The sequence below is a fragment of the Streptomyces sp. NPDC002076 genome, from assembly GCF_053593835.1.
This window is the reverse complement of record NZ_JBSFDI010000007.1, coordinates 146,998-170,149: the sequence shown is the minus strand read 5'-3', so window position 1 is coordinate 170,149 and position 23,152 is coordinate 146,998. Positions and strand designations below refer to the sequence as shown.

General features: G+C 71.8%; 19 protein-coding genes. 7 read left to right on the top strand and 12 right to left on the bottom strand.

What is annotated here, in order from left to right:
• Positions 1-15: 15 nt before the first annotated feature.
• The 9 genes from ACWCQS_RS17335 to ACWCQS_RS17295 all read right to left on the bottom strand — a co-directional run bounded on the left by ACWCQS_RS17335 (position 16) and on the right by ACWCQS_RS17295 (position 8,581).
• Positions 16-228 (bottom strand): EF-hand domain-containing protein, encoded by a 213-nt coding sequence (locus ACWCQS_RS17335; RefSeq protein ID WP_388628471.1) that lies wholly within the window; start codon positions 226-228, stop codon positions 16-18.
• Between the two features lie 59 nt (positions 229-287).
• Positions 288-1,199 carry a helix-turn-helix domain-containing protein gene (locus ACWCQS_RS17330; protein WP_451005200.1) on the bottom strand — a complete coding sequence of 304 codons (912 nt, stop codon included), beginning with the start codon at positions 1,197-1,199 and terminating at the stop codon, positions 288-290.
• A 69-nt stretch (positions 1,200-1,268) separates the two neighbouring features.
• A complete protein-coding gene (locus tag ACWCQS_RS17325) occupies positions 1,269-1,877 on the bottom strand; it encodes an ADP-ribosyltransferase (RefSeq protein ID WP_451005199.1) in 609 nt (202 codons plus the stop codon).
• A 77-nt stretch (positions 1,878-1,954) separates the two neighbouring features.
• On the bottom strand, positions 1,955-3,142 hold the full coding sequence (locus tag ACWCQS_RS17320) for a YVTN family beta-propeller repeat protein (protein WP_451005198.1): 1,188 nt from the start codon (positions 3,140-3,142) through the stop codon (positions 1,955-1,957).
• Positions 3,142-3,945 (bottom strand): polysaccharide deacetylase family protein, encoded by an 804-nt coding sequence (locus ACWCQS_RS17315; RefSeq protein WP_451005197.1) that lies wholly within the window; start codon positions 3,943-3,945, stop codon positions 3,142-3,144. Before ACWCQS_RS17315 ends, ACWCQS_RS17320 begins: the two co-directional genes overlap by 1 nt.
• Before the next feature lie 85 nt (positions 3,946-4,030).
• Complete coding sequence (locus tag ACWCQS_RS17310; RefSeq protein ID WP_055710475.1) at positions 4,031-4,534, bottom strand: ATP-binding protein; 504 nt, start codon at positions 4,532-4,534, stop codon at positions 4,031-4,033.
• Positions 4,535-4,833: 299 nt separating this feature from the next.
• The gene (locus tag ACWCQS_RS17305; protein WP_399178286.1) at positions 4,834-5,601 is read right to left on the bottom strand and encodes an enoyl-CoA hydratase/isomerase family protein; all 768 of its coding nucleotides are present in this window, start codon (positions 5,599-5,601) and stop codon (positions 4,834-4,836) included.
• 243 nt (positions 5,602-5,844) lie between these two features.
• Complete coding sequence (locus ACWCQS_RS17300) at positions 5,845-6,993, bottom strand: L,D-transpeptidase (RefSeq protein WP_451005196.1); 1,149 nt, start codon at positions 6,991-6,993, stop codon at positions 5,845-5,847.
• 364 nt (positions 6,994-7,357) lie between these two features.
• Positions 7,358-8,581 (bottom strand): L,D-transpeptidase, encoded by a 1,224-nt coding sequence (locus ACWCQS_RS17295; protein ID WP_451005195.1) that lies wholly within the window; start codon positions 8,579-8,581, stop codon positions 7,358-7,360.
• 288 nt (positions 8,582-8,869) lie between these two features.
• Between ACWCQS_RS17295 and glgX the strand changes: the two genes are divergently transcribed.
• A complete protein-coding gene (gene glgX / locus ACWCQS_RS17290) occupies positions 8,870-11,122 on the top strand; it encodes a glycogen debranching protein GlgX (RefSeq protein ID WP_451005194.1) in 2,253 nt (750 codons plus the stop codon).
• A 54-nt stretch (positions 11,123-11,176) separates the two neighbouring features.
• Here glgX and ACWCQS_RS17285 read toward each other — a convergent pair whose 3' ends face one another.
• From ACWCQS_RS17285 to ACWCQS_RS17275, 3 genes are all read right to left on the bottom strand, one after another.
• Positions 11,177-11,701, bottom strand: a complete 525-nt coding sequence (locus tag ACWCQS_RS17285; RefSeq protein WP_450980494.1) for a hypothetical protein — start codon at positions 11,699-11,701, stop codon at positions 11,177-11,179.
• A gap of 299 nt (positions 11,702-12,000) precedes the next feature.
• On the bottom strand, positions 12,001-13,875 hold the full coding sequence (locus tag ACWCQS_RS17280; RefSeq protein ID WP_451005193.1) for an ABC transporter ATP-binding protein: 1,875 nt from the start codon (positions 13,873-13,875) through the stop codon (positions 12,001-12,003).
• Positions 13,872-15,686, bottom strand: coding sequence for an ABC transporter ATP-binding protein (locus ACWCQS_RS17275; protein WP_451005192.1), 1,815 nt, complete (start codon positions 15,684-15,686; stop codon positions 13,872-13,874). The genes ACWCQS_RS17280 and ACWCQS_RS17275 overlap by 4 nt, the downstream gene beginning before the upstream one ends.
• A gap of 196 nt (positions 15,687-15,882) precedes the next feature.
• Between ACWCQS_RS17275 and ACWCQS_RS17270 the strand changes: the two genes are divergently transcribed.
• The 6 genes from ACWCQS_RS17270 (at position 15,883) to ACWCQS_RS17245 (ending at position 23,063) form a co-directional block, all read left to right on the top strand.
• Positions 15,883-16,803, top strand: coding sequence for an ATP-binding cassette domain-containing protein (locus tag ACWCQS_RS17270; RefSeq protein WP_451005191.1), 921 nt, complete (start codon positions 15,883-15,885; stop codon positions 16,801-16,803).
• Positions 16,800-17,534, top strand: coding sequence for an ABC transporter permease (locus tag ACWCQS_RS17265; protein ID WP_451005190.1), 735 nt, complete (start codon positions 16,800-16,802; stop codon positions 17,532-17,534). The genes ACWCQS_RS17270 and ACWCQS_RS17265 overlap by 4 nt, the downstream gene beginning before the upstream one ends.
• Positions 17,535-17,559: 25 nt before the next feature.
• Entirely contained in the window at positions 17,560-18,810 is a 1,251-nt protein-coding gene (locus ACWCQS_RS17260) for a sensor histidine kinase (protein ID WP_451005189.1), read from the top strand.
• Positions 18,800-19,444, top strand: coding sequence for a response regulator (locus ACWCQS_RS17255; RefSeq protein ID WP_451005188.1), 645 nt, complete (start codon positions 18,800-18,802; stop codon positions 19,442-19,444). The genes ACWCQS_RS17260 and ACWCQS_RS17255 overlap by 11 nt, the downstream gene beginning before the upstream one ends.
• A 107-nt stretch (positions 19,445-19,551) precedes the next feature.
• Positions 19,552-21,258, top strand: coding sequence for an ABC transporter transmembrane domain-containing protein (locus tag ACWCQS_RS17250; RefSeq protein WP_451005187.1), 1,707 nt, complete (start codon positions 19,552-19,554; stop codon positions 21,256-21,258).
• Complete coding sequence (locus tag ACWCQS_RS17245; protein ID WP_451005186.1) at positions 21,255-23,063, top strand: ABC transporter ATP-binding protein; 1,809 nt, start codon at positions 21,255-21,257, stop codon at positions 23,061-23,063. Before ACWCQS_RS17250 ends, ACWCQS_RS17245 begins: the two co-directional genes overlap by 4 nt.
• The last annotated feature ends 89 nt before the right edge of the window (positions 23,064-23,152 follow it).

The window sequence follows — 23,152 nt, the reverse complement described above, 5'->3', positions numbered from 1 at the left end:
TCGAGGAGGGGAACGCTACTTGTTCAGGTACGCCCAGAACTCGTCGAACGACAGGACCTTGTCGCCGTTGAGGTCCCGCTGCTTGATGATGGCCTCGGCGACCGTCTCCGTGACGTTCCAGTCACCCTCCTGGGCCAGGGCGGACTTGAACTCGGCGGCGGTGATGAATCCGTCACCGTCCGCGTCGATCCGCTGGAACTGCTTGCGTGCTTCCTCGATGTCCGCCACCGATCCGCCCCTTTTGGTCGTGTTTCTCATGCCGTGCTGGCGTACTGACGCTGGTCAGATTAACGGCCCGGCCAGGCCTTCAGTGCCGCGACCACCCAGCCGAACTCCTCCTGGAACCTCGGGGGCTCCTGCTCGCCCTTGATCACGGCGGCCAACTCCCGGTAGCGGACGACCTCGTTGCCCAGGTCGATACGGCGGAGCACGGCCGCGCGGTCGGCGTCCGCGCCGAGCAGTTCGGTCAGGACGGCGTCCGCCTCGGGTGACCGCGGGGTCACTCCGCGTTCCCGCGCGGCGCCGACCAGCTCGACCAGCCGCTTGAAGAACATCGCCGAGGCACCGGCCGGAGTGTCCGGGGTGCGGTCCGCAGCGTTGAACTCGATCATCCGGCGCATCGCGGCCCGGAAGTCCGGGTTCTGCAGCAGTTCCGCCAGCTCCACCCAGGCGTCGACCTGCGCCGGGGTGGGGTCGTCCGGCAGCGCCACGCCGAGGGTCCGGGTCCGCTCCCGGATCCAGGGGTCGGCGGTGTCGAGCCCGTGGAAGATCTCCTCCACGAAGTCGTCCACGATCCGCTGCCGCTCCGCGGCCGACAGCCGCGCCAGTTTGTTCATGAGAGTCGTCTCCTGTGCCGTCGAGCCTCGTCGGGCGACCGTCGACAGCACCGCGCGGGTCACCTTCAGCGACCTGATCTGCGCGTCCAGGGCGGCGACGTGGGTGGCCGCGACCTCGGCGACCGTGCGCTCCCCGGCCAGCACCTTGCGTACGTCGTCCAGACCGAGCCCCAGCTCGCGCAGGGTGCGGATCAGCTCCAGGCGGGCCACGGCGGCGCTGTCGTAGAGCCGGTAGCCGCCGGTGGACCGGGTCACCGGGGTGAGGACGCCCTCGTCGGACCAGTAGCGGATGGTGCGCACGGTCAGCCCGGTGGCCCGGGCCAGCTCGCCGATGGTGAGAAGTCCGGTGCCGTCTTCGGTCATGTCGGCGAGTCTGGGCCTTCCAGTGGGTGGAGACTCAAGGAGCGGATCCGCGGACCCGCTCCCCGGCCGTCAGTGCCAGGGCTCGTAGTACGGATTGCTGTCGCAGTCGCTCATGATCTCCACCTTGGTCCTCTTGTCGACCGGGCAGACGCCGATGATGTACTGCCGGGCGACGCCGCCGGGGAAGGCGACCTCGACCTGCTCGGCCCACTTGTGGGTGTCGCCGATGGTCTTGTTGACGTCGATGCCGCCCGGGGCGTCGATGTAGTAGTTGTAACCCGACTTGTACCAGGTTTTGTACAGGTCGTGGTCGTACGTCGTCGACACGTACGGGGACGGCTGGTTGACCAGGACGTACTGCTCGATGTCGTACTGGCCGTTCACCACGTCCTTGGGGTGGAAGCCCTGCTCGAAGACGGTCGCCGGGCCGCGGCTGTCGCTGCGGTAGAGCGTGCCGCAGGTGGTGCGCCAGGCCGGTGCCGGGGTGATCCGGTCGAGGTCCACGTTCCGGTCGGCGGCGGCCTTGAGCTTGTCCTCGAACCGGGGACAGGCGGGGGCGGCCTTCGCGGCCCGTGCCGGGACGGGGGGCGCGGGGGCGGTGGCGGCCGTGGTGGCCAGGACGGCACCGAGGGACAGGACGGCGGCGGCGGTGCGGCGCCGCAGACGGGTGATGATCACGCGCAGCACGATGTCGGTTGAACGGGTGTCGCGCGTGGATCATCACCCGATCGTCGGCGTGTCCAACTGCCGTACGGTCAGCGGAAGATGCCGGTGTGCCCGAGCGAGTAGCGGCCCGGCTGCGGGTAGACGGCGAGGCCGTGCGGGCCGCTGCCGACCTTGATGCGGGCCAGTTCCTTGCCGGTCCGGGTGTCGATGGCGTACACCTCGGCGTTGTAGCGCCCGGACAGCCACAGCACCTTGCCGTCGGCGGAGACACCGCCCATGTCGGGGCTGCCGCCGCCGGGCAGATGCCACTTCTTGGTGAGCCGCTTCTTGGTGAAGTCGAAGAGGGAGATGGTGCCCTCGCCGCGGTTGGAGATGTACATCTCGCGGGAGTCGCGGCTGACGTAGAGGCCGTGGGCGCCCTTGCCGGTGTAGAGGAAGCGGGGCTTGGTGAACTTGTCGCCGTCGAGGATCCACAGGCCGTTCGCCACCATGTCGGCGATGTAGAACAGCTTGCCGTCCGGGGAGATCTTGACGTCCTGCGGCATCGCGCCCTCGTACGGCAGCCGCTCCTGGCGGACGACCTTCATCTTCGCGGTGTCGACCTTGAGGATCTCGCCGCTGAACTCGCAGGAGACGATGAAGTAGCGGCCGTCCGGGGAGAAGTCGGCGTGGTTGACGCCGTAGCAGCTGACCGGCACGGCCTTGACGACCTTCATGGTGTGCGCGTCGCGGAAGACCAGCTGGCGGTCTCTGGAGGCCATGACGACGGCGTACTTGCCGTCGGGCGTGAAGTACAGGTTGTACGGGTCGTGCACGGCGACCGGCTTGCCGGCCTTGCCGGTCTTCGGGTCGATGGGGGTGAGGCTGTTGCCGAGGTCGTTGTTGACCCAGAGGGTCTTCAGGTCCCAGGACGGCACGACGTGCTGGGGCTGCTGGCCGACCGGGATCGTGTCGATGACCTTGTAGGTCTTCGGGTCGATGACGGTGACGGTGTCGGAGTTGGTGTTGGGGACGTACACCCGGGACGGGAAGTCCCTGACGACCGGGGAGAGTTGGTTCGGGCGGTCGGCGGAGTAGAGGTCCTTCGGGTCCTGCACCGGGGGCATCCCGGGCAGCATGTTCATCTGCCGCCTGCCGTTGCCGGGCTGGGCCGGGGCCTTGCTGAGCAAGGCGTCGTCCGTGTGGTGCTGTGACTCCGAACTGCACGCGGACAGCAGCGTCAGGGCGGTGAGGGCGGCACCGGTGGCCAGCAGCCGGGCGGCTTTGGTGGTTCGCATCAGCTCAGCAGCTCCGTGGTGGTGACCGCGCGCAGCGCGCGGCGGTCGAGTTCGTGGAGGAGGTCGGGCAGGGCGGCGACCGTGTCCGGGTACCCGAAGTGCAGACTCACCACCGACCCGTTGCGCACTTCGGCGAGAACCTTGCGGGTGACGGCGGCGGCGCCAGGCCGGGTGTAGTCGAGCGAGTCGACGTCGTACGACAGCACATGCGGATACCCGGCGGCGCGGGCGAGCCGGGCGACCAGTGGGGAGGCGGTCGGCGAGCGGGAGGGGCGGAACCAGGTGCCGATGGAACCGGTGAGCCGCTTCAGCCGGTCCGCGCAGTCGGTGATCTCCTTGCGGGCGTCCGTCTCGGCCATGTCGTTGATGGAGATGTGCCGTTGGGTGTGGTTGCCGAGGTCGTGGCCGCCGTCGAGGATCCGGCGGGCGATGTCGGGGTGTTCGTCCAGCCAGGTACCGACGGCGAGCACGGTGAGCCGGGCGCCGTGCTGCTCGGCCGTGTCGAGCAGGGAGTGGGCGAGGCCGGGGTCGCCCTGGCCGTGGAAGGTGAGGGCGACCTGGGGGCGGGTGCGCGGGCCGTGGGTGATCTGGGCGGGCTGGCGAGGGTAGGCGCGGGGGGCGGGGGCCGGGTGCGCACGGGCCGCCCGGTGGCCGGAGGAGGTGCCGGACGGGGAAGCGGAGTCCGGGGCGTGGGGCGGGGCGGCCTGGCCTGCGCCGCAACCGGCGGCGAGCGCGCCGCCGGCGACGAGCCCGGCGCCCGCGCGCAGCACCCCGCGTCGGTTGGTGGTGGTCACCCGCACCATTTAAGGGGCGTCAGGTAAGAAAACCATCGATTGCCCCGAAAGGGGGACTATTTCGGGTCGCGGTAGGGCGAATGGCATCCCCTCGCTACCTGTCGGCCACCCGCATCTCGAACCAGGTCGTCTTGCCCCTCGGCAGCAGGTCCACGCCCCACCGGTCGGAGAGCTTGTCCACGAGGAAGAGGCCCCGGCCGCTGACGTCCATCTCCTGGACCGGCATCAGACAGGGCAGGCCGCGCGAGGGGTCGCGGACCTCCACCCGGATCCAGCCGGGGCGGCGGCGCATCCGCAGGCCGAAGACCCGGGCGCCGGTGTGCCGTACGGCGTTGCCGACGAGTTCGGACACGAGTAAGACGGCGTCCTCGGTCAGCTTGGGGGTGAGCCGCCAGGTGCGCAGCACCACGACCTGGGCGAGCCGGCGGGCGGTCGCCGCGGACTCCGGGCGGGACGGCAGCGGCACCTCCGCCTCCGTCGGGTTGCCGAACAGTTCGAGCGCCTTGAGCGCCTGTTCGTCCTCGACCGCGGGCGACCAGCGTGCCGCGGCCGCACGGCTGTGTCCCCGCGGCTGTTCGATGCCCTCCAGCCCCGCCATGCCCCCATGATGGCGGCCCGGAGCCGTCTTGGGGGTCGTTCCGGCGGAATACGCCCCTTGCACGCCCCCGTTCTCCGCCGAGCGGCTGTCATATGCCAACGACATGTCACTCGCCGGTACAGCCCGGTTGACCTGCGAAGACGGCTCACTTTGGGGCAATCGTCCGGCTCCCTCGACGAGGCAGGCTTAAGGTTGCCTTAAGGCTCCCATAAACCGCCCCATCGAGGGACCCGGATGAGACGCCACGTCAATTGCAAGAGCCCCCAAAGGAGTTACGGGGACGTTCACACCGCTGACGCTCAGCGGAACTTGGCCTTGCCGGGGCCCTCCTCCACGAAGCTGCGCATGCCGATCTCGCGGTCCTCGGTGGCGAACAGGCCCGCGAACCAGTTCCGTTCGACGGCGAGGCCGGTGTCGATGTCGGTCTCCAGGCCGGTGTCGACGGACTCCTTCGCCGCGCGCAGGGCGATCGCCGGGCCCTGGGCGAGCTTCGCGGCCCAGGCGTGCGCCTGCTCGTACACCTCGGCGGCCGGGACGACCCGGTCCACCAGGCCGATCGCGAGGGCCTCGTCGGCCTTGACCTGACGGCCCGTGAAGATGAGGTCCTTGGCCTTGGACGGTCCGACCAGCCGGGGCAGCCGCTGGGTGCCGCCGGCGCCCGGGATCAGGCCGAGCAGGATCTCGGGCTGGCCGAGCTTGGCGTTCTCGGCGGCGATGCGGTAGTCGGCGCACAGGGCGAGTTCGCAGCCGCCGCCGAGGGCGTAGCCGGTGATGGCGGCGACGACGGGCTTGGGGATGCGGGCCACGGCGGTGAAGGAGTCCTGCAGGGCGCGGGCGCGCAGGACCATCGCGGTGTGGTCCATGTTCTGCATTTCCTTGATGTCCGCGCCCGCCGCGAACACCCGCTCGCCGCCGTAGATCACCACGGCGCGCACGTCGTCGCGGCGCGTGGCCTCCTCGGCGAGCTCCTTGAGCCGGTCCTGGGTGGCGACGTCCAGCGCGTTCATCGGCGGACGGTCGAGACGCAGGGTTCCGACGCCTTCGGCGACTTCGAGATTCACGGTCATGGAGGCAGGTTAACGGGCACTAACGGCAACCGGTCCGGTGCGGTCGATCACATTCGGCCGGGGGTCTGGGGGTTGTCCCCCAGGCAGGCACAGCACGGGCACTAACGGCAACCGGTCCGGTGCGGTCGATCACATTCGGCCGGGGGTCTGGGGGTTGTCCCCCAGGCAGGCACAGCACGGGCACTAACGGCAACGGACCCGGTGCCGTACCTCACAGCACCGGGTCCGTACGTCGGTGAAGGTCTACTTCGTCCAGTCCGCCCACGACATGTTCCAGCCGTTGAGCCCGTTCGCCGGGTCCACCGTCCCGTCGTGGGCGTTCTTCACGATGACCACGTCGCCGATGATCGAGTGGTCGAACATCCAGGCCGCCGGGGTGGAGCCGTCGTAGCCGCCGCGCACGTCGCGCAGGCCGACGCAGCCGTGGCTGGCGTTGTAGTTGCCGAAGGCGTCGCCGCCCCAGTAGTTGCCGTGCAGGAAGGTGCCGGAGGTGGTCAGGCGCATGGCGTGCGGGACGTCCTTGATGTCGTACTCGCCGCCGTAGCCGACCGTCTCGCCATTCATGCGGGTGACCGTCAGCTTCTCGCTGATGACCATCTGGCCGTTCCAGGTGTCGTAGCCGGGCTTGCCGGTGGTGACCGGGATGGTCCTGATGACCTTGCCGTCCTGGGTGACCTTCATCGTGTGCTTCTTGGCGTCCACGACGGAGACCTGGTTGCGGCCGATGGTGAACTTGATCGTCTTGTGCTGCTTGCCGTAGACGCCGGCGCGGCCCTCGACCCCGTCGAGGTCGAAGTCGACGGTGACCTTGGTGCCTTCCTTCCAGTACTGCTGGGGGCGGAAGTCCAGGCGGTCGTTGCCGAACCAGTGGCCCTCGACGTCGACGGCCGGCTCGGTCCTGATCCTGATGGCCTTCTCGACGGCCTGCGGGTGCGTGATGCCCCGGGTGAAGTTGACGGAGAACGGCATGCCGACGCCGACGGTGGAGCCGTCCTCGGGGGTGAAGTAGCCGAGGAAGGTGTTCTTCGGGGTCAGGGTGGTGAACGTGGCGTCCTCGGCGGCCTCGCGGCCCTCGGAGTCCTTGGCGACCGCGTGCACGGTGTACTTGGTGGAGGCGGCCAGATGGGTCGACGGCGTCCAGGACGCGCCCCCGCCGGTGACGCTGCCGGCGACCGTGGCGCCCTTGGCGTCCTTGACGGTGACCTCGGTCAGCTTGCCCTTGGCGACAGTCACCTTGAGCGCGCCGCTGGTGTCGACGCCGGTGGCACCGGACTTCGGCGATATGGTGACGGCGGCGGTGGACTGCTGCTTGCCCTGCTGGGTGCTGGAGTCGTCGGCCTTGCCGTCCGAACCCTTGCCGCCGCCCCCGCCGCACGCCGCGAGCGCGAGCACCAGGGCACCGGATATGAGTGCCAGCCCCCCACGGCCTCGCCCCTTCTTGTCGGTCGTTCGCCTCCGGGGCGCTCCAGCCGGTGTCGGGAGGCCGACCGTGCTCACCCCTTCGGGCCTCCGCGCGGTCGGCCTCCCGCCTCCGGCGCGCCCCTGCGGCTCACTCCCCGGCCCCGCCACCGACGCCCCCGATATAGGCCGAGTATTCAAGTTGGTCTCCCCTCGCCGGGCCTGGCCCAGGCCCGCTCCCCACCACATTGGTGCGCGCATATTAACCGCCTGGTTTTGAGCGGGGTGTCAGGCGAATGTCACCGTTCCGTCGCAACTTCCGCCCGCACCGCCGCCCGAAACCCGGCCCCTCACCTGGTTACTTCACCGCGCTGCCCGCTTTCCACTCATTCCAGCTCATGTTCCACCCGCCGAGGCCGTTGTCGGGTGCGACGGTCTTCTCCGTGCTGCCCACCACTTCGATGACGTCACCGACGAGACTGCGGTCGAAGAACCAGCCGGCGGGGGTGGCCGGACTGCCGCCCTTGACGTCCCTGAGGCCCACGCAGCCGTGGCTGACGTTGATCCGCCCGGGGGCGCCCGGCGACCAGTAGTTGCCGTGCACGAAGGTGCCGGAGTCGGTGAGCCTCATGGCGTGCGGGACGTCGGGGATGTCGTACTCACCGCCGAAGCCGACCGTGCGGCTGTTCATACGGGTGACGTCCAGCATGTCCATCACCACCATCTTGCCGTTGTACGTGGGGTTCTGCGGGGCACCCGCGGTGATCGGCACGGTGGCCAGCAGCCGGCCGTCCCGGCGCACCTGCATGGTGTGCCTGGCCGCGTCGACCAGCGAGACCTGGCTGCGGCCGACGGTGAAGGCGAAGGTCTTGTCCTGCAACCCGTAGACGCCGGGCGCTCCTTGGACGTCCCGCAGGTTCAGGTCGACGGTGACCTCGGTGCCGGGCTTCCAGTACTGCTCGGGACGGAAGTCGAGACGGCTGTTGCCGAACCAGTGCGGGCGGATCTCGACGGGGGGCCGCGCGCTGACCCGGACGGCGCGTTCGACCGCGGCCCGGTCGGTGACCTCCCGGCTGAAGTCGATCGAGACGATCATGCCGGTGCCGACGACGGCACGGTTCTCGGGGGTGACGTAGCCGATGAACCGCTGGTCGGGGACGAACGTGGCGAAGGTGGTGTGCCGGGCCGAGCGGCGGCCGTCCGCGTCCTGCGCCACGACGTCGACGGTGTACTTGGCGGCGAGCGCCAGCCGGTCCCCGTCCGGCTGCCAGGTCCGGCCGTCGGCGCCGATGTGCCCGGGCACCGGGGAGTCCTGCGCGTCCAGCGACCTGACGACGGTCACCTTCTGCAGCCGCCCGTCGGGCGCCTCGACCCGCAGCGGCTGGTCGGGACGGACGCCCTTGCTGTCGTCGTCGGGGGTGACGTGGATGACGTCCTCGGGTGCCGGGGGCTTGCCGGGCGCTCCGTCCAGCCCGAGCGCTCCGGAGCTCCCGAAGGAACAACCTGCCAGCAGTGCCACCGATGTCAGTACGGCGGCCAGCGCGACGCCCGTGCGCCGCGCGCGTCCTTGTACGTGCCTCACGCGGGTCTCAACGACCGGGCCCGCTCCGGGGAAACGTGAGTGCGACGCACGCACTGGGCAGAACAGAGGGAAGGACGACACGCTGGGGAGCCGCCGCGCCCGCGCCGGAGGGGGCGCCCTCTTGGATCGGATCGGCTGAAAGGGACGTGCAAGCGCGATCCGGAGGGCGCCCCCGACCGTCGCGGCGCAGCCGTACCGGGTGGCCGAGGATGCTGCGGGGCAGCCTCGGCTCCTCGGTGCGGCCGGCCGCGCCGCCCCGGGGCGAGCCACTGAAAGAGGGGCCGACAGGTGACGAGCGCAGCCGAGCAGCGGGCACCGGCCGGGGAGCCGGCCGCCGGGACCGGGCAGCAGCCGGCCGGGGTGAACGGCGCCCGGCGCGCCGCAGTGCCGGCCCCGGTGGTGTGGCCGGGCGCTCCGACGCCGCTGGGGGCCCGGTTCCGGGTGGGCCCGGACGGTGTCGCGGGCACCAACTTCTCGCTGTGGGCGGCCGGGGCCGAGGCGGTGCGGGTGTGCCTGTTCGACGAGCGGGGCCGCGAGACCCGGATCCGGCTGACCGAACTGACGCACGAGATCTGGCACGGGTTCGTGCCGGGCGTGATGCCGGGGCAGCGGTACGGCTACCGGGTGGACGGCCGCTGGGACCCGTGGACCGGCGCCCGCTGGAACCCGGCCAAGCTGCTGCTGGACCCCTACGCGCGAGCCGTCGACGGCGAGTTCGGCCTGCCGCCGGAGGTGTACGGGCACGTCCGGGACTGGCCCGAGCAGCGCGTGGCGGACACCGTGCGCGACGACCGGGACTCGGCGCCGTACGTGCCGAAGGGCGTCGTCGTCGACGACGACGACGACTGGGAGGACGACCGCCGGCCGAAGACCCCGTGGGCCGACTCCGTCATCTACGAGCTGCACGTCCGCGGCTTCACCAAGCTGCACCCCGGCATCCCCCAGGAGCTGCGCGGCACCTACGCGGGCCTCGCGCACCCGGCGGCGATCGAGCACCTGGTGAGACTGGGCGTCACGGCCGTCGAGCTGCTCCCCGTCCACCAGTTCGCGCACGAGGACCATCTGCTGCGCCGGGGCCTGCGCAACTACTGGGGCTACAACTCCATCGGCTACTTCGCCCCGCACGCCGCCTACGCGGCCTCCGGTACGACGGGCCAGCAGGTCGGCGAGTTCAAGCGGATGGTGCGCGCGCTGCACGCGGCCGGCATCGAGGTCATCCTCGACGTGGTCTACAACCACACGGCCGAGGCGGGCGAGTTGGGACCGACCCTCTCGCTGAAGGGCATCGACAACCGCGGCTACTACCGGCTCCAGGACGACGCCCGCCGGTACGCCGACTACACCGGCTGCGGCAACACCCTGCATGTCGTCCAGCCCCAGGTGCTGCGTCTGATCACCGACTCGCTGCGCTACTGGGTGACCGAGATGGGCGTGGACGGCTTCCGCTTCGACCTCGCGGCGGCACTGGCCCGCTCGATGCACGACGTCGACATGCTGTCCCCGTTCCTGGCGGTGATCGCCCAGGACCCGGTCCTCAGGCGCGTCAAGCTGATCGCCGAACCGTGGGACATCGGCTCGGGCGGCTACCAGGTCGGCGCCTTCCCCCCGCTGTGGACGGAGTGGAACGACCGCTACCGCGGCGCCGTCCGCGACTTCTGGCGGCATGCCCTGCCGGACGTCCGCGAGATGGGCTACCGCCTGTCCGGCTCCAGCGATCTGTACGCCTGGGGCGGCCGGCGGCCGTACGCCTCGGTCAACTTCGTCACCGCGCACGACGGGTTCACCCTGCGCGACCTGGTGTCGTACGAGCGCAAGCACAACGAGGCCAACGGCGAGGACAACCGCGACGGCAGCGACGACAACCGTTCCTGGAACTGCGGGGTCGAGGGCGAGACGAAGGACGAGCGGGTACGGGCCCTGCGCCGCCGTCAGCTCAGGAACCTGCTGACGACGCTCCTGTTGTCCACGGGCGTGCCCATGCTGGTGGCCGGCGACGAACTCGGCCGTACCCAGCGCGGCAACAACAACGCCTACTGCCAGGACAACGAGATCAGCTGGCTGGACTGGTCCCTGCTGGAGGACCCGGCCTGGCGACCCCTGTTCGACCTGGCCTGCCGGCTGATCGCCCTGCGCCACCGGCATCCGGTGCTGCGCCGCCGCGCCTTCTTCTCCGGTCGCGCCCACTCGGCGGACGGGCTGCGCGACCTGGCCTGGTTCACCGCGCGGGGCACGGAGATGACCGAGGGCGACTGGTACGCCCCCGCGGCCACGCTCGGCATGTACCTCTCCGGCCGGGACATCCCGGGCCGCGACGAGCGGGGCGCACCGGTCGCGGACGACAGCTTCCTCGCGGTCCTGCACGCGGGCGAGGGTCCGACGGTCTTCGCACTGCCGGGCCGGCCCTGGGCGGACCGGTACGAGGTGATCGTGGACACCTCCCGGGAGGACCAGGCCGAGCCGCCGGGCACGGTCCACCCGGCGGGCACGGAGATCACGGTGCCGGGGCGCTCCGTACTGCTCCTGCGGGTCGCCCCCATGTGACGGGAGGGCCGGTACCTCCGGGAAGAGGACACCGGCCCCGCGGGGAGTGAGGGCTCAGCTCAGGCCGAGGCTGGACAGGGCGGTCGTCCAGTCGGTCATGATGGCGTTCTGCGCGTCGGAGAGGCTGACGTCACCGGCGCACACGGCCTTCTTCAGCTTGTTCTCGACGGTGTCCTTGTTCGCGGAGGTCTCGTCGCCGTAGTGCGGCTCGGGCCAGAGGTTCGTCTCGCTCCTCGGGGCGCCGCCGAGTTCGAGCGGGACGAAGTGGTCCTCCTCGTAGTCGGAGAGGTTGGTGTCGGAGTAGCCGTACTCGGCGATCTGCCGCTTCTTCAGCGCGGTGGTGTAGGAGCTGGGGGGCCGTACGGTCGCGGTCCAGCCGGAGACGCAGATGGTCGAGTCGATGGTGTCCTGGGTGACGTCGGGGTTGAGGTCCCCGGGCGTACAGACCGGGTCGGGCAGGGGGAGGTAGTCCTGGCTGCAACTGGCGGCGTGGGCGGTGCCGGTGGTGACGGTGAGGCCCGCTGCGGCGAGGGCGAGGGAGGAGAGGGTGGTCACCAGGGGGCGCGATATTCGGGACATGTGGGGGTCTCCCGGTGCGGTGCCCGGCAGAAGTCCGGGCGGTCGTGAGCATGACAGCACCGGGATCATCTATGCGAGTAGACCCCTTTGCCCGACCGAGAGCCCCTTTGGTTGAACGTTTATCCGTGCGAGAACAGCGCGAGACAAGGTCTTGACGTGGACTTGACGGCCGGCCCGGCGAAGAGGTCCGGGCGGGCACCGACTTGGGCGAGACCGCTCGCCGGCCACCCCTCACAGCCCGCGTGATGGCCCGTCAACTACCCACCATAGCCCGGGTGAACGGGCACTGAACCACGCACCTACGCCAGACTGTCCCGCCACGCCCTGTGCAGATCCGCGAACCGGCCCGTGCCGCCGATCAGCTCGTCCGGGCGGCCGTCCTCGACGATCCGCCCGTGCTCCATCACCAGCACCCGGTCCGCGATCTCCACGGTCGACAGCCGGTGCGCGATCACCACCGCCGTACGGCCCCGCAGCACCGTCGACATCGCCCGCTGCACGGCCCGCTCCCCCGGGATGTCCAGGGAGCTGGTCGCCTCGTCCAGGATCAGCACCGCCGGATCGGCGAGCAACGCCCGGGCGAAGGCGACCAGTTGGCGCTGACCCGCCGAGATGCGCCCGCCGCGCTTGCGGACGTCGGTGTCGTAGCCGTCGGGCAGGGCGCTGATGAACTCGTGCGCGCCGATCGCCTTCGCCGCCCGCTCGATCTCCTCCCGGGTGGCTTCGGGCCGGCCGATGGCGATGTTGTCGGCGACCGTGCCGGAGAACAGGAACGCCTCCTGGGTCACCATGACCACCCCGCGCCGCAGTTCCGGCACCGGCAGCTCGCGCAGATCCACCCCGTCCAGCAGCACACGGCCGTCGGAGGGGTCGTAGAAGCGGGCGAGGAGCTTGGCCAGCGTGGACTTTCCGGCGCCCGTGGAACCGACCACGGCGACCGTCTGCCCGGCCGGCAGGGTCAGATCGAAGCGGGGCAGCACCTCGTCGCCGGTACGGTAGCCGAACCGCACCCCCTCGAAGACCACCTCGCGCCCCGGCAAGTCCCCCTCCAGCGGCGGCAGTTCACGGGGCGCCGCCGGCTCCGGCACGGACGGGGTCTGCGCCAGCAGCCCGGCGACCTTCTCCAGGGAGGCGGCGGCCGACTGGTAGGAGTTCAGGAACATCCCCAGGCGGTCGATCGGGTCGTACAGCCGGCGCAGATACAGCACCGCCGCCGCCAGCACACCCAGCTCCAGCGAGCCGGACGCCACCCGGTAGGCGCCCCACAGCACGATCCCCGCGACCGCCGTGTTGGCCACCAGGCGGGAGCCGACCACATAACGGGCCATCTCCAGCAGCGCGTCCCCGTTCGTCCGCTCGTGCCGCCGGTTGAGCACGGCGAACTCGGCGTCGTTGGCCGCCTCCCGGCGGAAGGCGCGCACCGGGCGGATGCCGTTCATGGTCTCCACGAACTTCACGATCACCGCCGCGATCGCGGTCGACCGCGCCCGGTACACCCGCCCCGCCCGCCGCTGGTACATCCGGACGAGCAGGTACAGCGGCACGAAGGAGGCCACCGCGACCGCGCCCAGGGAGAGGTCCAGCCACAGCAGCATCGCCGAGATGTAGACGAAGGACAGCACGACGGTCACCAGCTCCTGGAGCCCGTCGTTGAGGAGTTCGCGCAGCGACTCCACATCGGTGGTGGAACGGGAGATCAGCCGGCCGGACGTGTACCGCTCGTGGAAGTCGATGCTCAGCGCCTGCGCGTGCCGGAAGATCCGGCCCCGCAGATCCAGCAGCACGTCCTGGCTGACCCGCGCGGAGGCCTCGATGAACGCGAACTGCAGCACGCCGGAGGCGAGGGCGCACAGCAGATAGCCGACGCCGACGGCGATCAGCGGTCCGTGCCGGTGGTCCCGGAACGCCGGTACGGCGCTGTCGATGGCGTACGCCACCAGCAGCGGGCCCACCTGCACCGCCGCCTGCTGGAACAGCAGCAGGAGCGTGGTCACCACGGCCCGGGCCCTCAGGGGGGCGAGCAGGGAGCGCAGCAGGGCGGCCGTGGCGCCGGGCGGGGCGGGCAGTACGTCCCGGTCGAAGACATCGCCCGCGTCGGTGCCGGTGCCTTGCCCCTGCGGGCCGGGGAGTTCGTCGTCCTCGGCGGTGGGAGTGGAGGCGGTCGTGGTGGTCAACGGGAGTCCTCCGTGTCCTCGAAGTCTCCGGACATCAGATGCGCGTACTCGGCGTTGCCGCGCAGCAGTTCCTGATGGGTGCCGACGGCGGCGATCCGGCCGCCCGAGAGCAGGGCGACCCGGTCGGCGAGCAGCACGGTCGACGGGCGGTGGGCCACGATCAGCGCGGTGGTGTCGGCGAGGACCTGCCGCAGCGCGGCCTCGACGGCGGCCTCCGTGTGCACGTCCAGGGCGGACAGCGGGTCGTCCAGCACCAGGAACTCCGGTCTGCCGACCACCGCGCGGGCCAGCGCGAGGCGCTGCCGCTGGCCGCCGGAGAGACTGAGGCCCTGCTCGCCGACGCGGGTGTCGGTGCCCTGGGGGAGGGCGTGCGCGAAGTCGGCCTGTGCGACGGCGAGCGCGCGGTCGAGGTCCGGCCCTCCGGCGCCGTCCGGGGCTCCCATCAGGACGTTCTCGCCGACGCTCGTGGAGAACAGGGTGGGTTCCTCGAAGGCGACGGCGACCTTGGCGCGCAGTTCCTCGCGGGGCATCGCCTTGATGTCGACGCCGTCGAGGGTGATACGGCCCGAGGTGACCTCGTGCAGGCGGGGGACCAGGGCCGTGAGGGTGGTCTTTCCGCTGCCGGTCGCTCCGACGAGGGCCATGGACTCGCCGGGGCGGATGTGGAGGTCGATGCGGGTGAGGAGGGGCGGGGAGTCGGGGGGTGCGTCGGGGTAGCGGAACCGGACGTTCTCGAAGCGGAGTCCGGCGTCGGCCGGTCGCGCGCGCCCGCGCTCGCGGGGTGCCCCAGCGGCACGACCGCCCGCGACCGTGTCGTCCTCCGGCACCTCGTCCATCACCTCGAAGTACCGTTCCGTCGCCGTCGCCGCCTCCTGGCTCATCGCCAGCAGGAACCCGATGGAGTCCACGGGCCACCGCAGCGCGAGTGCCGTACTCAGAAAGGCCACCAGCGTCCCGGCCGACAGCCCTCCGTCGGCCACCCGGATGGCCCCCAGCACCAGCGCCGCCCCGATCGCCAGCTCGGGAAGCGTCACGATGACACCCCAGATCGTGGCGAGCAGCCGCGCCTTGCGCAGCTCCGTGCCGCGCAGGGTGACCGCCAGCTCGCGAAAGGCGCGCGCCTGGCTGCGGTGCCGGCCGAAGCCCTTGATGATGCGGATGCCGAGCACGCTCTCCTCGACCACCGTCGTCAGGTCGCCGACCTGGTCCTGGGCGCGTCGCGCCACCAGGGCGTACCGCCGCTCGAAGACCGCGCAGGTCCACATCACGGGGATCGCGGGGCCGAGGATGACCAGGCCCAGCACCCAGTCCTGCATCAGCATGATCACCACGCCGACCAGGATCGTGACCCCGTTGACCAGCAGGAACGTCAGCGGGAAGGCAAGGAACATGCGCAGCAGCATCAGATCGGTCGTGCCCCGCGACAGCAGCTGGCCGGAGGCCCAGCGGTCGTGGAAGGCGACGGGCAGCCGCTGCAGCCGGCCGTAGAGGCTTGCCCGCATCTCCGCCTCGACGTGCGACAGCGGACGGGCCACCAGCCAGCGCCGTATGCCGAACAGGACCGCCTCGGCGATCCCGAGGAGGAGCAGATACAGCGCGCCGAGCCAGACGCCTGCCGGGTCCCGGTCGGCGACCGGCCCGTCCACGATCCACTTCAGGACGAGCGGGATCACCAGACCGGTGCAGGAGGCGACGATCGCGACGAACGCGGCCGTGAACAGCCGTGCCCGCACGGGGCGGACGTACGGCCACAGCCGCAGCAGGGTACGAACGGCGGAACGGTCCTCGGTGGTTGCACGTGTCGTGGGCATCACTCGCGAGCGTACGGACCGGCACTGACATCGCCCACCGAGTTTCGGCCGGACCCGGGTCCGCCGTTGGTCCTACGACCTGCCTGTTCGAGCCTGCGCACAGGGAGGTCGCAGGCCGGCATCAACCGATCGGACGATGCCGCTTCGAGCGAGGCGGCCGATGTGCCGGGCCCCACCCGCCCAGGATTCTCAAGGCATGCCATCCGTCATCGAAGTCACCGATCTGCGCAAGTCGTACGGCGGCCGGGCCGTCGTCGACGGAGTCTCCTTCGCCGTCGAGGAGGGCGAGGTCTTCGGGATCCTCGGCCCGAACGGCGCCGGCAAGACCACCACCGTGGAGTGCGTCGAGGGGCTGCGCGTGCCCGACGCCGGCCGGGTCCGGGTCGCCGGCCTGGATCCGGTCGCCGACCACGACGAGGTCGCCAGGATCCTCGGCGCCCAGCTCCAGCAGAGCGAGCTGCAGCCGAAGCTGACCGTGCGTGAGGCGCTGGAGCTGTACGCCTCGTTCTACCCGAACGCGGCCGACTGGCGGCCGCTCGCCGAGCGCCTCGGTCTCACCCCGAAGCTCGGCACCCGGTTCGGCAAGCTGTCCGGCGGGCAGCGGCAGCGGCTGTTCATCGCGCTGGCTCTGGTCGGGAACCCGCGGGTCGTCGTGCTGGACGAGCTGACCACCGGCCTGGACCCGCGCGCCCGCCGTGACACCTGGCAGCTGATCGAGGACGTCCGCGCGAGCGGGGTCACCGTGCTGCTCGTCACCCACTTCATGGAGGAGGCGCAGCGGCTGTGCGACCGGATCGCGGTGATCGACAAGGGGCGGATGGCCGCCCTGGACACCCCGGCCGGGCTGATCCGCCGGTCGGCGGGCGCCACCGTCATCAGCTTCACCCCCTCGGCCCCGCTGGACGACCACGACCTCGCCGCCCTCCCGGCCATCGCCTCCATCGAGCGCAAGGACGGCCGGATCACGCTCTCGGGCACCGACACGACCGTGAACGCGGTCATCACCCTGCTCGCCCAACGCCGCATCACCGCCCATCAGCTCCGTGTCCTGGACGCCACCCTCGACGACGCGTTCCTGGACCTGACCGACGACCGAACCGAGGAGGCCACGGCATGAACACCGCCGTCCTGCGCACCGAGTTCCGGCTGTTCCGCCGGGAACCCGGCGCCGTTTTCTGGATCTTCCTGTTCCCGACGCTGCTCCTGGCCATCCTCGGCTCGATCCCGTCGTTCCGGGAGGCCGACAAGTCCCTGGGCGGGTTGCGGCCGGTCGACGCCTACGTCCCCATCGCCGTCCTGATCGCCCTGATCATGTCCGGGGTGCAGTCGCTGCCCCAGGTCCTGACCGGCCACCGGGAGCGGGGCATCCTGCGCCGGATGCGGCTCACCCCCGTACGGCCGTCCGCCCTGCTGTCCGCGCAGATGGTGGTGCAGGGCACGGTGGCGCTGGCCTCGGCGCTGCTCGCGCTCCTCGTCGGCCGGCTCGCCTTCGACGTGCGGCTGCCCGAGCAGCCGGCCGGGTATCTGCTGGCCCTGCTGCTCGCGACCGGCTCGGCGCTCGCCCTCGGCTCCGTCGTCTCGGCGTTGTCCCGCACCACGAAGATCGCGAGTGCGATCGGCTCGGCGGTGTTCTTCCCGATGATGTTCTGCGCGGGCGTGTGGCTGCCGGTGCAGGAGATGCCGCACACGCTGGCGCGCGTGGTGCAGCTCACGCCGTTCGGCGCGGCGGCCCGCGCGCTGGGCGAGGCGGCGGCCGGCGACTGGCCGGGCTGGGGCCATCTGGGCGTGCTCGTGACCTGGACGGTGCTGCTCACGGCGGCGGCGGCACGTTGGTTCCGCTGGGAGTGAACGGGCCGTGCCGGACACTGGTGGGATGACGAACGCCGCTCAGCAGCAGCCCCGGGCCGCCTTCGACACATGGGGGCCCTGGGCGCTGCTGGCCACCGGTGTCGTCGCGGCGGCGATGTCCGCCCGCGCGGTCGGCATGGACCGGCCCGGGATGGTCACCTCCGCCGTACTCGTGCCCGCGGCCGTCGTGCTGCAGCTGTGCTGGACAAGGGTGAAGCAGAAGCGACCGGGCCCGAGCCGTACCGGTATCTGCCTCTTCCTGCTGCGCTGGGCCATCGCCTTCGTGCTGGCCTGGGCCAACCCGTTCTTCGCCTTTTACGCCGCGACCGGCTACTACACCGCGCCCCGGGACCTGCCGCGCCGGCTGGTGCTGCCCGGTCTCTTCCTGACCGCCGTCACCGTGGCCGGCAGCCAGATCGGCGGCTGGCCGCCGCACGGGCCGATCCCGTGGCTCGGCTTCTTCCTGGTCCTGGCCGTCAACATCGTCCTGGTCAGCGTGTTCACCCGGTACGCCGAGCAGGAGCAGACCCGCGCCGTCGTCCAGGCCGACACCATCGCCGAACTGGAGCGCACCAACACGGCGTTGCAGCAGGCCCTGGACGAGAACGCCGCGCTGCACGCCCAGTTGCTGGTGCAGGCGCGGGAGGCGGGCGTCGCCGACGAGCGCCGCCGGCTCGCCGCAGAGATCCACGACACCATCGCCCAGGGCCTGACCGGGATCATCGCCCAGCTCCAGGTCGTGGCGAACGCCCCCGACCTGGACACGGCCCGCACCCACCTGGAGCGCGCCTCCGCGCTCGCCCGGCACAGCCTCGGCGAGGCCCGCCGCTCGGTGCACAACCTCGCCCCGGTCGCACTCGCCGCCCACGGGCTGCCGGAGGCGCTGAAGAAGACGGTCGCCGAATGGGGCGAACGCAACGGTGTGCGCGCCGAGTTCACCGTCACCGGCACCACCGAGCAGCTCCACGACGAGATCTCGGCGACCCTGCTGCGCATAGCCCAGGAGGCCCTGTCCAACGCGGCCCGGCACGCCCGGCCGACCCGTGTCGGCGTCACCCTGTCCTTCATGGGTGACGAGGTCACGCTGGACATCCGCGACGACGGCACCGGCTTCGACCCGGCCGCCGTACCGGAGCGCACGCGCAGCGGCGGCTTCGGCCTGGACGGCATGCGGGCGCGCGCCGAGCGCATCGCGGGCTCCCTCACGGTCGAGTCGGAGCCGGGGAACGGCACGGCTGTGTCGGCTCGCGTACCGTTGGTGGGCGATGACCGCTGAGCCTGTGATCTCCCTGCTGATCGTCGACGACCACCCGGTCGTCCGCGACGGCCTGCGCGGCATGTTCGAGTCCGCGCCGGGCTTCCGGGTGCTCGGGGAGGCCGCGAACGGCGTGGAGGCGGTGGCCCGGGCCGCGGCCCTGGACCCGGACGTGATCCTGATGGACCTGCGCATGCCCGGCGGTTCCGGCGTGGACGCCATCCGTGACCTGGCCCGGCGCGGCGCCCGCGCCAAGGTGCTGGTCCTGACCACGTACGACACCGACTCCGACACCCTGCCCGCGATCGAGGCCGGCGCGACCGGCTACCTCCTCAAGGACGCCCCGCGCGACGAGCTGTTCACCGCCGTCCGCGCCGCCGCAGAGGGCCGTACGGTGCTCTCCCCGGCCGTCGCCTCCCGACTGGTCCACGCGGTCCGCGCCCCCAGCCGGCCCGGCGGCGAACCGCTGTCCGCCCGCGAACGCGAGGTGCTGGCGCTGGTCGCCAAGGGCACCTCGAACCGCGAGATCGCCCGCGAGCTGTTCATCAGCGAGGCGACGGTGAAGACCCACCTCACACATCTGTACGCCAAGCTCGGCGTCAACGACCGGGCGGCGGCGGTGGCCGTGGCGTACGACCGGGGGATCCTCGGATAGGTCCACCCCTGCCTTAATTGGCTGGAGCAGGCGTCCCCGCCCCCGATAGGTTCGACGTTTCCCAAGTTCGACGTTATCCACGGCGGGGCGAGCCGATCGGGGGATGGATGATCGACGCGTACGAGGACCCGGGCAGCCCGGACACGCGCGGCGGCTGGCGGTTTCTGTGGTGGCTGGTGCTGCGCCAGCCGGGGCGGTCGGTGGCCGGGGCGCTGCTGGGCAGTGTGTGGATGGTGCTGCTGGCCGCGCAGCCGTATCTGATGGCGCGGGCCGTGGACGAGGGGCTGGTGCCGGGGCGGCTGGGGGTGCTGGCGGCGTGGACCGGGGTGATGTTCGTGCTCGGGTCGGTGAACGCCTGGCTGAGCATCATGCGGCACCGCACCATGACCCGGGTGCGGATGGACGCCTACTTCCGCACGGTGAAGGTGGTCGTGGGGCAGGTGGTGCGGCTCGGGGCCGCGCTGCCGCGCCGGGCCGGGGCCGGTGAGGTGGTGACGATCGGGGTCGGCGATGTGCACACCATCGCGCAGTCGCTGACCGTGGTCGGCCCGGGGGTCGGCTCGGCCGTGGTGTACGTGGTGGTGGCGGGCCTGCTGCTGGCGGTCTCGGCGCCGCTGGCCGCCGTCGTCCTGCTGGGGCTGCCGGTGATCGCGCTGGTCACCGGGCCGCTGACGCTGCGGCTGCAGGGCGCGGAGACCTCGTACCGGGAACGGCAGGGCGTGCTGACCGCGCGCATCGGCGACCTCGCGGGCGGGCTGCGCGTCCTCAACGGGCTCGGCGGCAAGGGGCTGTTCGCGGACGCCTTCCGGCAGGACTCGCAGCGGCTGCGTGCCCAGGGCTACCGGGTGGGCGCGGTGGCCAGCTGGGTGCAGGCGCTCGGCGTGGGCCTGCCCACCCTGTTCCTGGCCGTGGTGACCTGGCTCGCGGCGCGGCTCGCGGCCCAAGGGTCCATCACCATCGGCGAGTTGGTGTCCGTGTACGGCTATGTCGCCGTGCTGATCGGCCCCGTCGCCTTCTTCGTGCTGATGGCCTACGACATGAACCGGGGCGTGGTGGCCGCGCGCCGGGTCGTAGGGCTGCTGCGGCTGGAGCCGGAGCCGGACGAGGGCACGCTGCCTTCCCCCGAGGGGCCGGCGGAGCTGCACGATCCGGCGTCGGGAGTGCGGGTGGTGCCCGGCCGGCTGACCGCGCTGGCCACGGCCCGGCCCGCCGAGGCCGCCGCCGTGGTGGACCGGCTCGGCCGCTTCGGGCCGACCGACGCCACCTGGGGCGGGGTACGGCTGGACGCGGTCCCGTTGGCGGACGTGCGCGGGCGGATCCTGGTCGCGGACAACGAGGCCGACCTGTTCGCCGGGCCGTTGCGGGAGGTCGTGGCCGCCGGGCACACCGCCGACGAGGCGGAGCTCGGCCGGGCGCTGTACGCGGCGGCCGCCGAGGACGTCGTACGCGGGCTGCCGGAGGGCCCGGACTCGCCGGTGTCCGGCCAGGGCCGCAGCCTGTCGGGCGGTCAGCGCCAACGGGTGCGTCTGGTAAGGGCGTTGCTCGCCGACCCCGAGGTGCTGCTCGCGGTCGAACCGACCTCGGCCCTGGACGCGCACACCGAGGCGACGGTCGCGCGGCGGCTGAGGGAGGCGCGGGAGGGCCGTACGACGCTGGTGACGTCCACCTCGCCGCTGATCCTGGACCACGCGGACACGGTCGTGTTCCTGGTCGACGGAAAGGTCACGGCGAGCGGCCCCCACCGCCGCCTGCTCACGACGGAACCGGGTTACCGGTCGCTTGTGGCCCGGGACACGGAGGGGGTCGTACGGTGACGGCGGCTGAAGGTCTGTTGCCGGTCGCCGACCGGGCTCGGGTGCGGCGGGCCGCGCTGCGGCTGGTGCGTGCCGACGGACGGGCGTTCGTCGCCGCGCTGCTGCTGAACGCGCTCGCGGCGGGGGCGGGGCTGGTCGGGCCCTGGCTGGTCGGAAGGATCGTGGACGACGTGCGGGCCGGGCAGGGCGTCGGCGCGGTGGACCGGCTCGCGCCCTGGATCCTGGTGTGCGCGCTGGCCCAGTTGCTGCTGGCCCGCTGGGCGCGGTTCGTGGGGTACCGGTTCGGGGAGCGGACGCTGGCCCGGGTGCGCGAGGAGTACGTCGAGCGGGTGCTGGCACTGCCCGCGTCCGTGGTGGAGCGGGCCGGCACCGGTGATCTGACGGCGCGCGGCACGGCGGACGTGGCGACCGTCGGCACCACGCTGCGGGACATCGGCCCGGAGCTGCTGGTCAACACCGTGCAGGCGCTGTTCGTGCTGGTCGCGGTGTTCGCGCTCGACCCGCTGCTCGGGGCGTTCGGACTGCTCGGGCTGACCCCGATCTGGCTGGCACTGCGCTGGTATCTGCGGCGCGCCCGGGACGGCTATCTCGCCGAGGGCGCGGCCACGTCACAGGTCGCGGAGATCGTCGCCTCGACGGCGAGCGGGGCGCGGACGGTCGAGGCGTTCGGGCTGAGCGAGCGGCGGGTGGCGGCGAGCCGGGACGCGCTGGAGGAGTCCCGCCGTACCCGCTTCTACACACTGTTCCTGCGGACCGTGTTCTTCCCGGCGGTCGAGGTGACGTACACCGTGCCCGTGGCGGGCGTGCTGCTGTTCGGCGGCTGGCTGCACCAGCGGGGCGCGGTCGGGGTCGGCGCGGTGGTGGCCGCGGCGCTGTACCTGCGGCAGTTCACCGAGCCGCTGGACCAGATCCTGATGCGCGTGGAGCAACTGCAGAGCAGCGGCGCCTCGTTCGCGCGGGTGGAGGGGCTGGCACAGACGCCGTCCGGCAAGACCGCGGGTGTGGTGCAGACCGCGCGCTCCCCCGTGCCGGCCGACGACCGGATCGATGTGCGCGGGGTCCGGTACGCCTATGAGCGCGGCGGCGAAGTGCTGCGCGGGGTGGATCTGACGGTACGGCCCGGGGAACGGCTCGCGGTGGTGGGCCCCTCCGGCGCCGGGAAGACGACGCTCAGCAGACTCCTCGCGGGCATCGACCGGCCCGGCACCGGCACCGTGACGGTGGGCGGGGTGCCGGTCGCCGACCTGGAGCCGGAGCTGCTGCGCCGTCAGGTGGTACTGGTCACGCAGGAGCACCACGTCTTCCTCGGCACGGTCCGCGACAACCTGCTGATCGCCGAACCGGAGGCCGCGGACGCCGATCTGTGGGCGGCGCTCGCGGCGGTCGGCGCCGACGACTGGGTCCGGGACCTGCCGGAGGGCCTCGACACCCGGCTGGGCGCGGGCGGCTGCGTCACCGACGGCTCCCAGGCCCAGCAACTTGCCCTGGCCCGGGTGGTGCTGGCCGACCCGCACACCCTGATCCTCGACGAGGCGACGGCCCTGCTGGACCCCACGACGGCCCGGCACGCCGAACGCGCCCTCGCCGCCGTCCTGGAGGGCCGCACGGTCATCGCCATCGCCCATCGCCTCCACACGGCCCATGACGCGGACCGGGTGGCGGTCATGGAGGACGGCCGCCTGACGGAACTGGGCACGCACGAGGACCTGGTGACGGCCGACGGCGCGTACGCGGCGCTGTGGCACACCTGGCACGGGGACACCGCCGGTGACTCCGGCTCTGCCTCGGCGAACGGGACTTCATGACCCCACCCAGGTGACGGTTCCGCATAGCGAACATGAACCACCGGTCAACGAACCATTTCCGGCCAAGTTTGTGACGCGGTCCTGACAGG

Excerpts from the sequence above, each read along its gene's own strand:
- ACWCQS_RS17320 (WP_451005198.1), bottom strand. The coding sequence starts at position 3,142 with ATGCGAACCACCAAAGCCGCCCGGCTGCTGGCCACCGGTGCCGCCCTC.
- ACWCQS_RS17270 (WP_451005191.1), top strand. The coding sequence starts at position 15,883 with ATGCCATCCGTCATCGAAGTCACCGATCTGCGCAAGTCGTACGGCGGC.
- ACWCQS_RS17330 (WP_451005200.1), bottom strand. The coding sequence starts at position 1,199 with ATGACCGAAGACGGCACCGGACTTCTCACCATCGGCGAGCTGGCCCGG.
- ACWCQS_RS17310 (WP_055710475.1), bottom strand. The coding sequence starts at position 4,534 with ATGGCGGGGCTGGAGGGCATCGAACAGCCGCGGGGACACAGCCGTGCG.
- ACWCQS_RS17305 (WP_399178286.1), bottom strand. The coding sequence starts at position 5,601 with ATGACCGTGAATCTCGAAGTCGCCGAAGGCGTCGGAACCCTGCGTCTC.
- ACWCQS_RS17250 (WP_451005187.1), top strand. The coding sequence starts at position 19,552 with ATGATCGACGCGTACGAGGACCCGGGCAGCCCGGACACGCGCGGCGGC.
- ACWCQS_RS17265 (WP_451005190.1), top strand. The coding sequence starts at position 16,800 with ATGAACACCGCCGTCCTGCGCACCGAGTTCCGGCTGTTCCGCCGGGAA.
- ACWCQS_RS17315 (WP_451005197.1), bottom strand. The coding sequence starts at position 3,945 with ATGGTGCGGGTGACCACCACCAACCGACGCGGGGTGCTGCGCGCGGGC.
- ACWCQS_RS17275 (WP_451005192.1), bottom strand. The coding sequence starts at position 15,686 with ATGCCCACGACACGTGCAACCACCGAGGACCGTTCCGCCGTTCGTACC.
- ACWCQS_RS17255 (WP_451005188.1), top strand. The coding sequence starts at position 18,800 with ATGACCGCTGAGCCTGTGATCTCCCTGCTGATCGTCGACGACCACCCG.
- ACWCQS_RS17285 (WP_450980494.1), bottom strand. The coding sequence starts at position 11,701 with ATGTCCCGAATATCGCGCCCCCTGGTGACCACCCTCTCCTCCCTCGCC.
- ACWCQS_RS17260 (WP_451005189.1), top strand. The coding sequence starts at position 17,560 with ATGACGAACGCCGCTCAGCAGCAGCCCCGGGCCGCCTTCGACACATGG.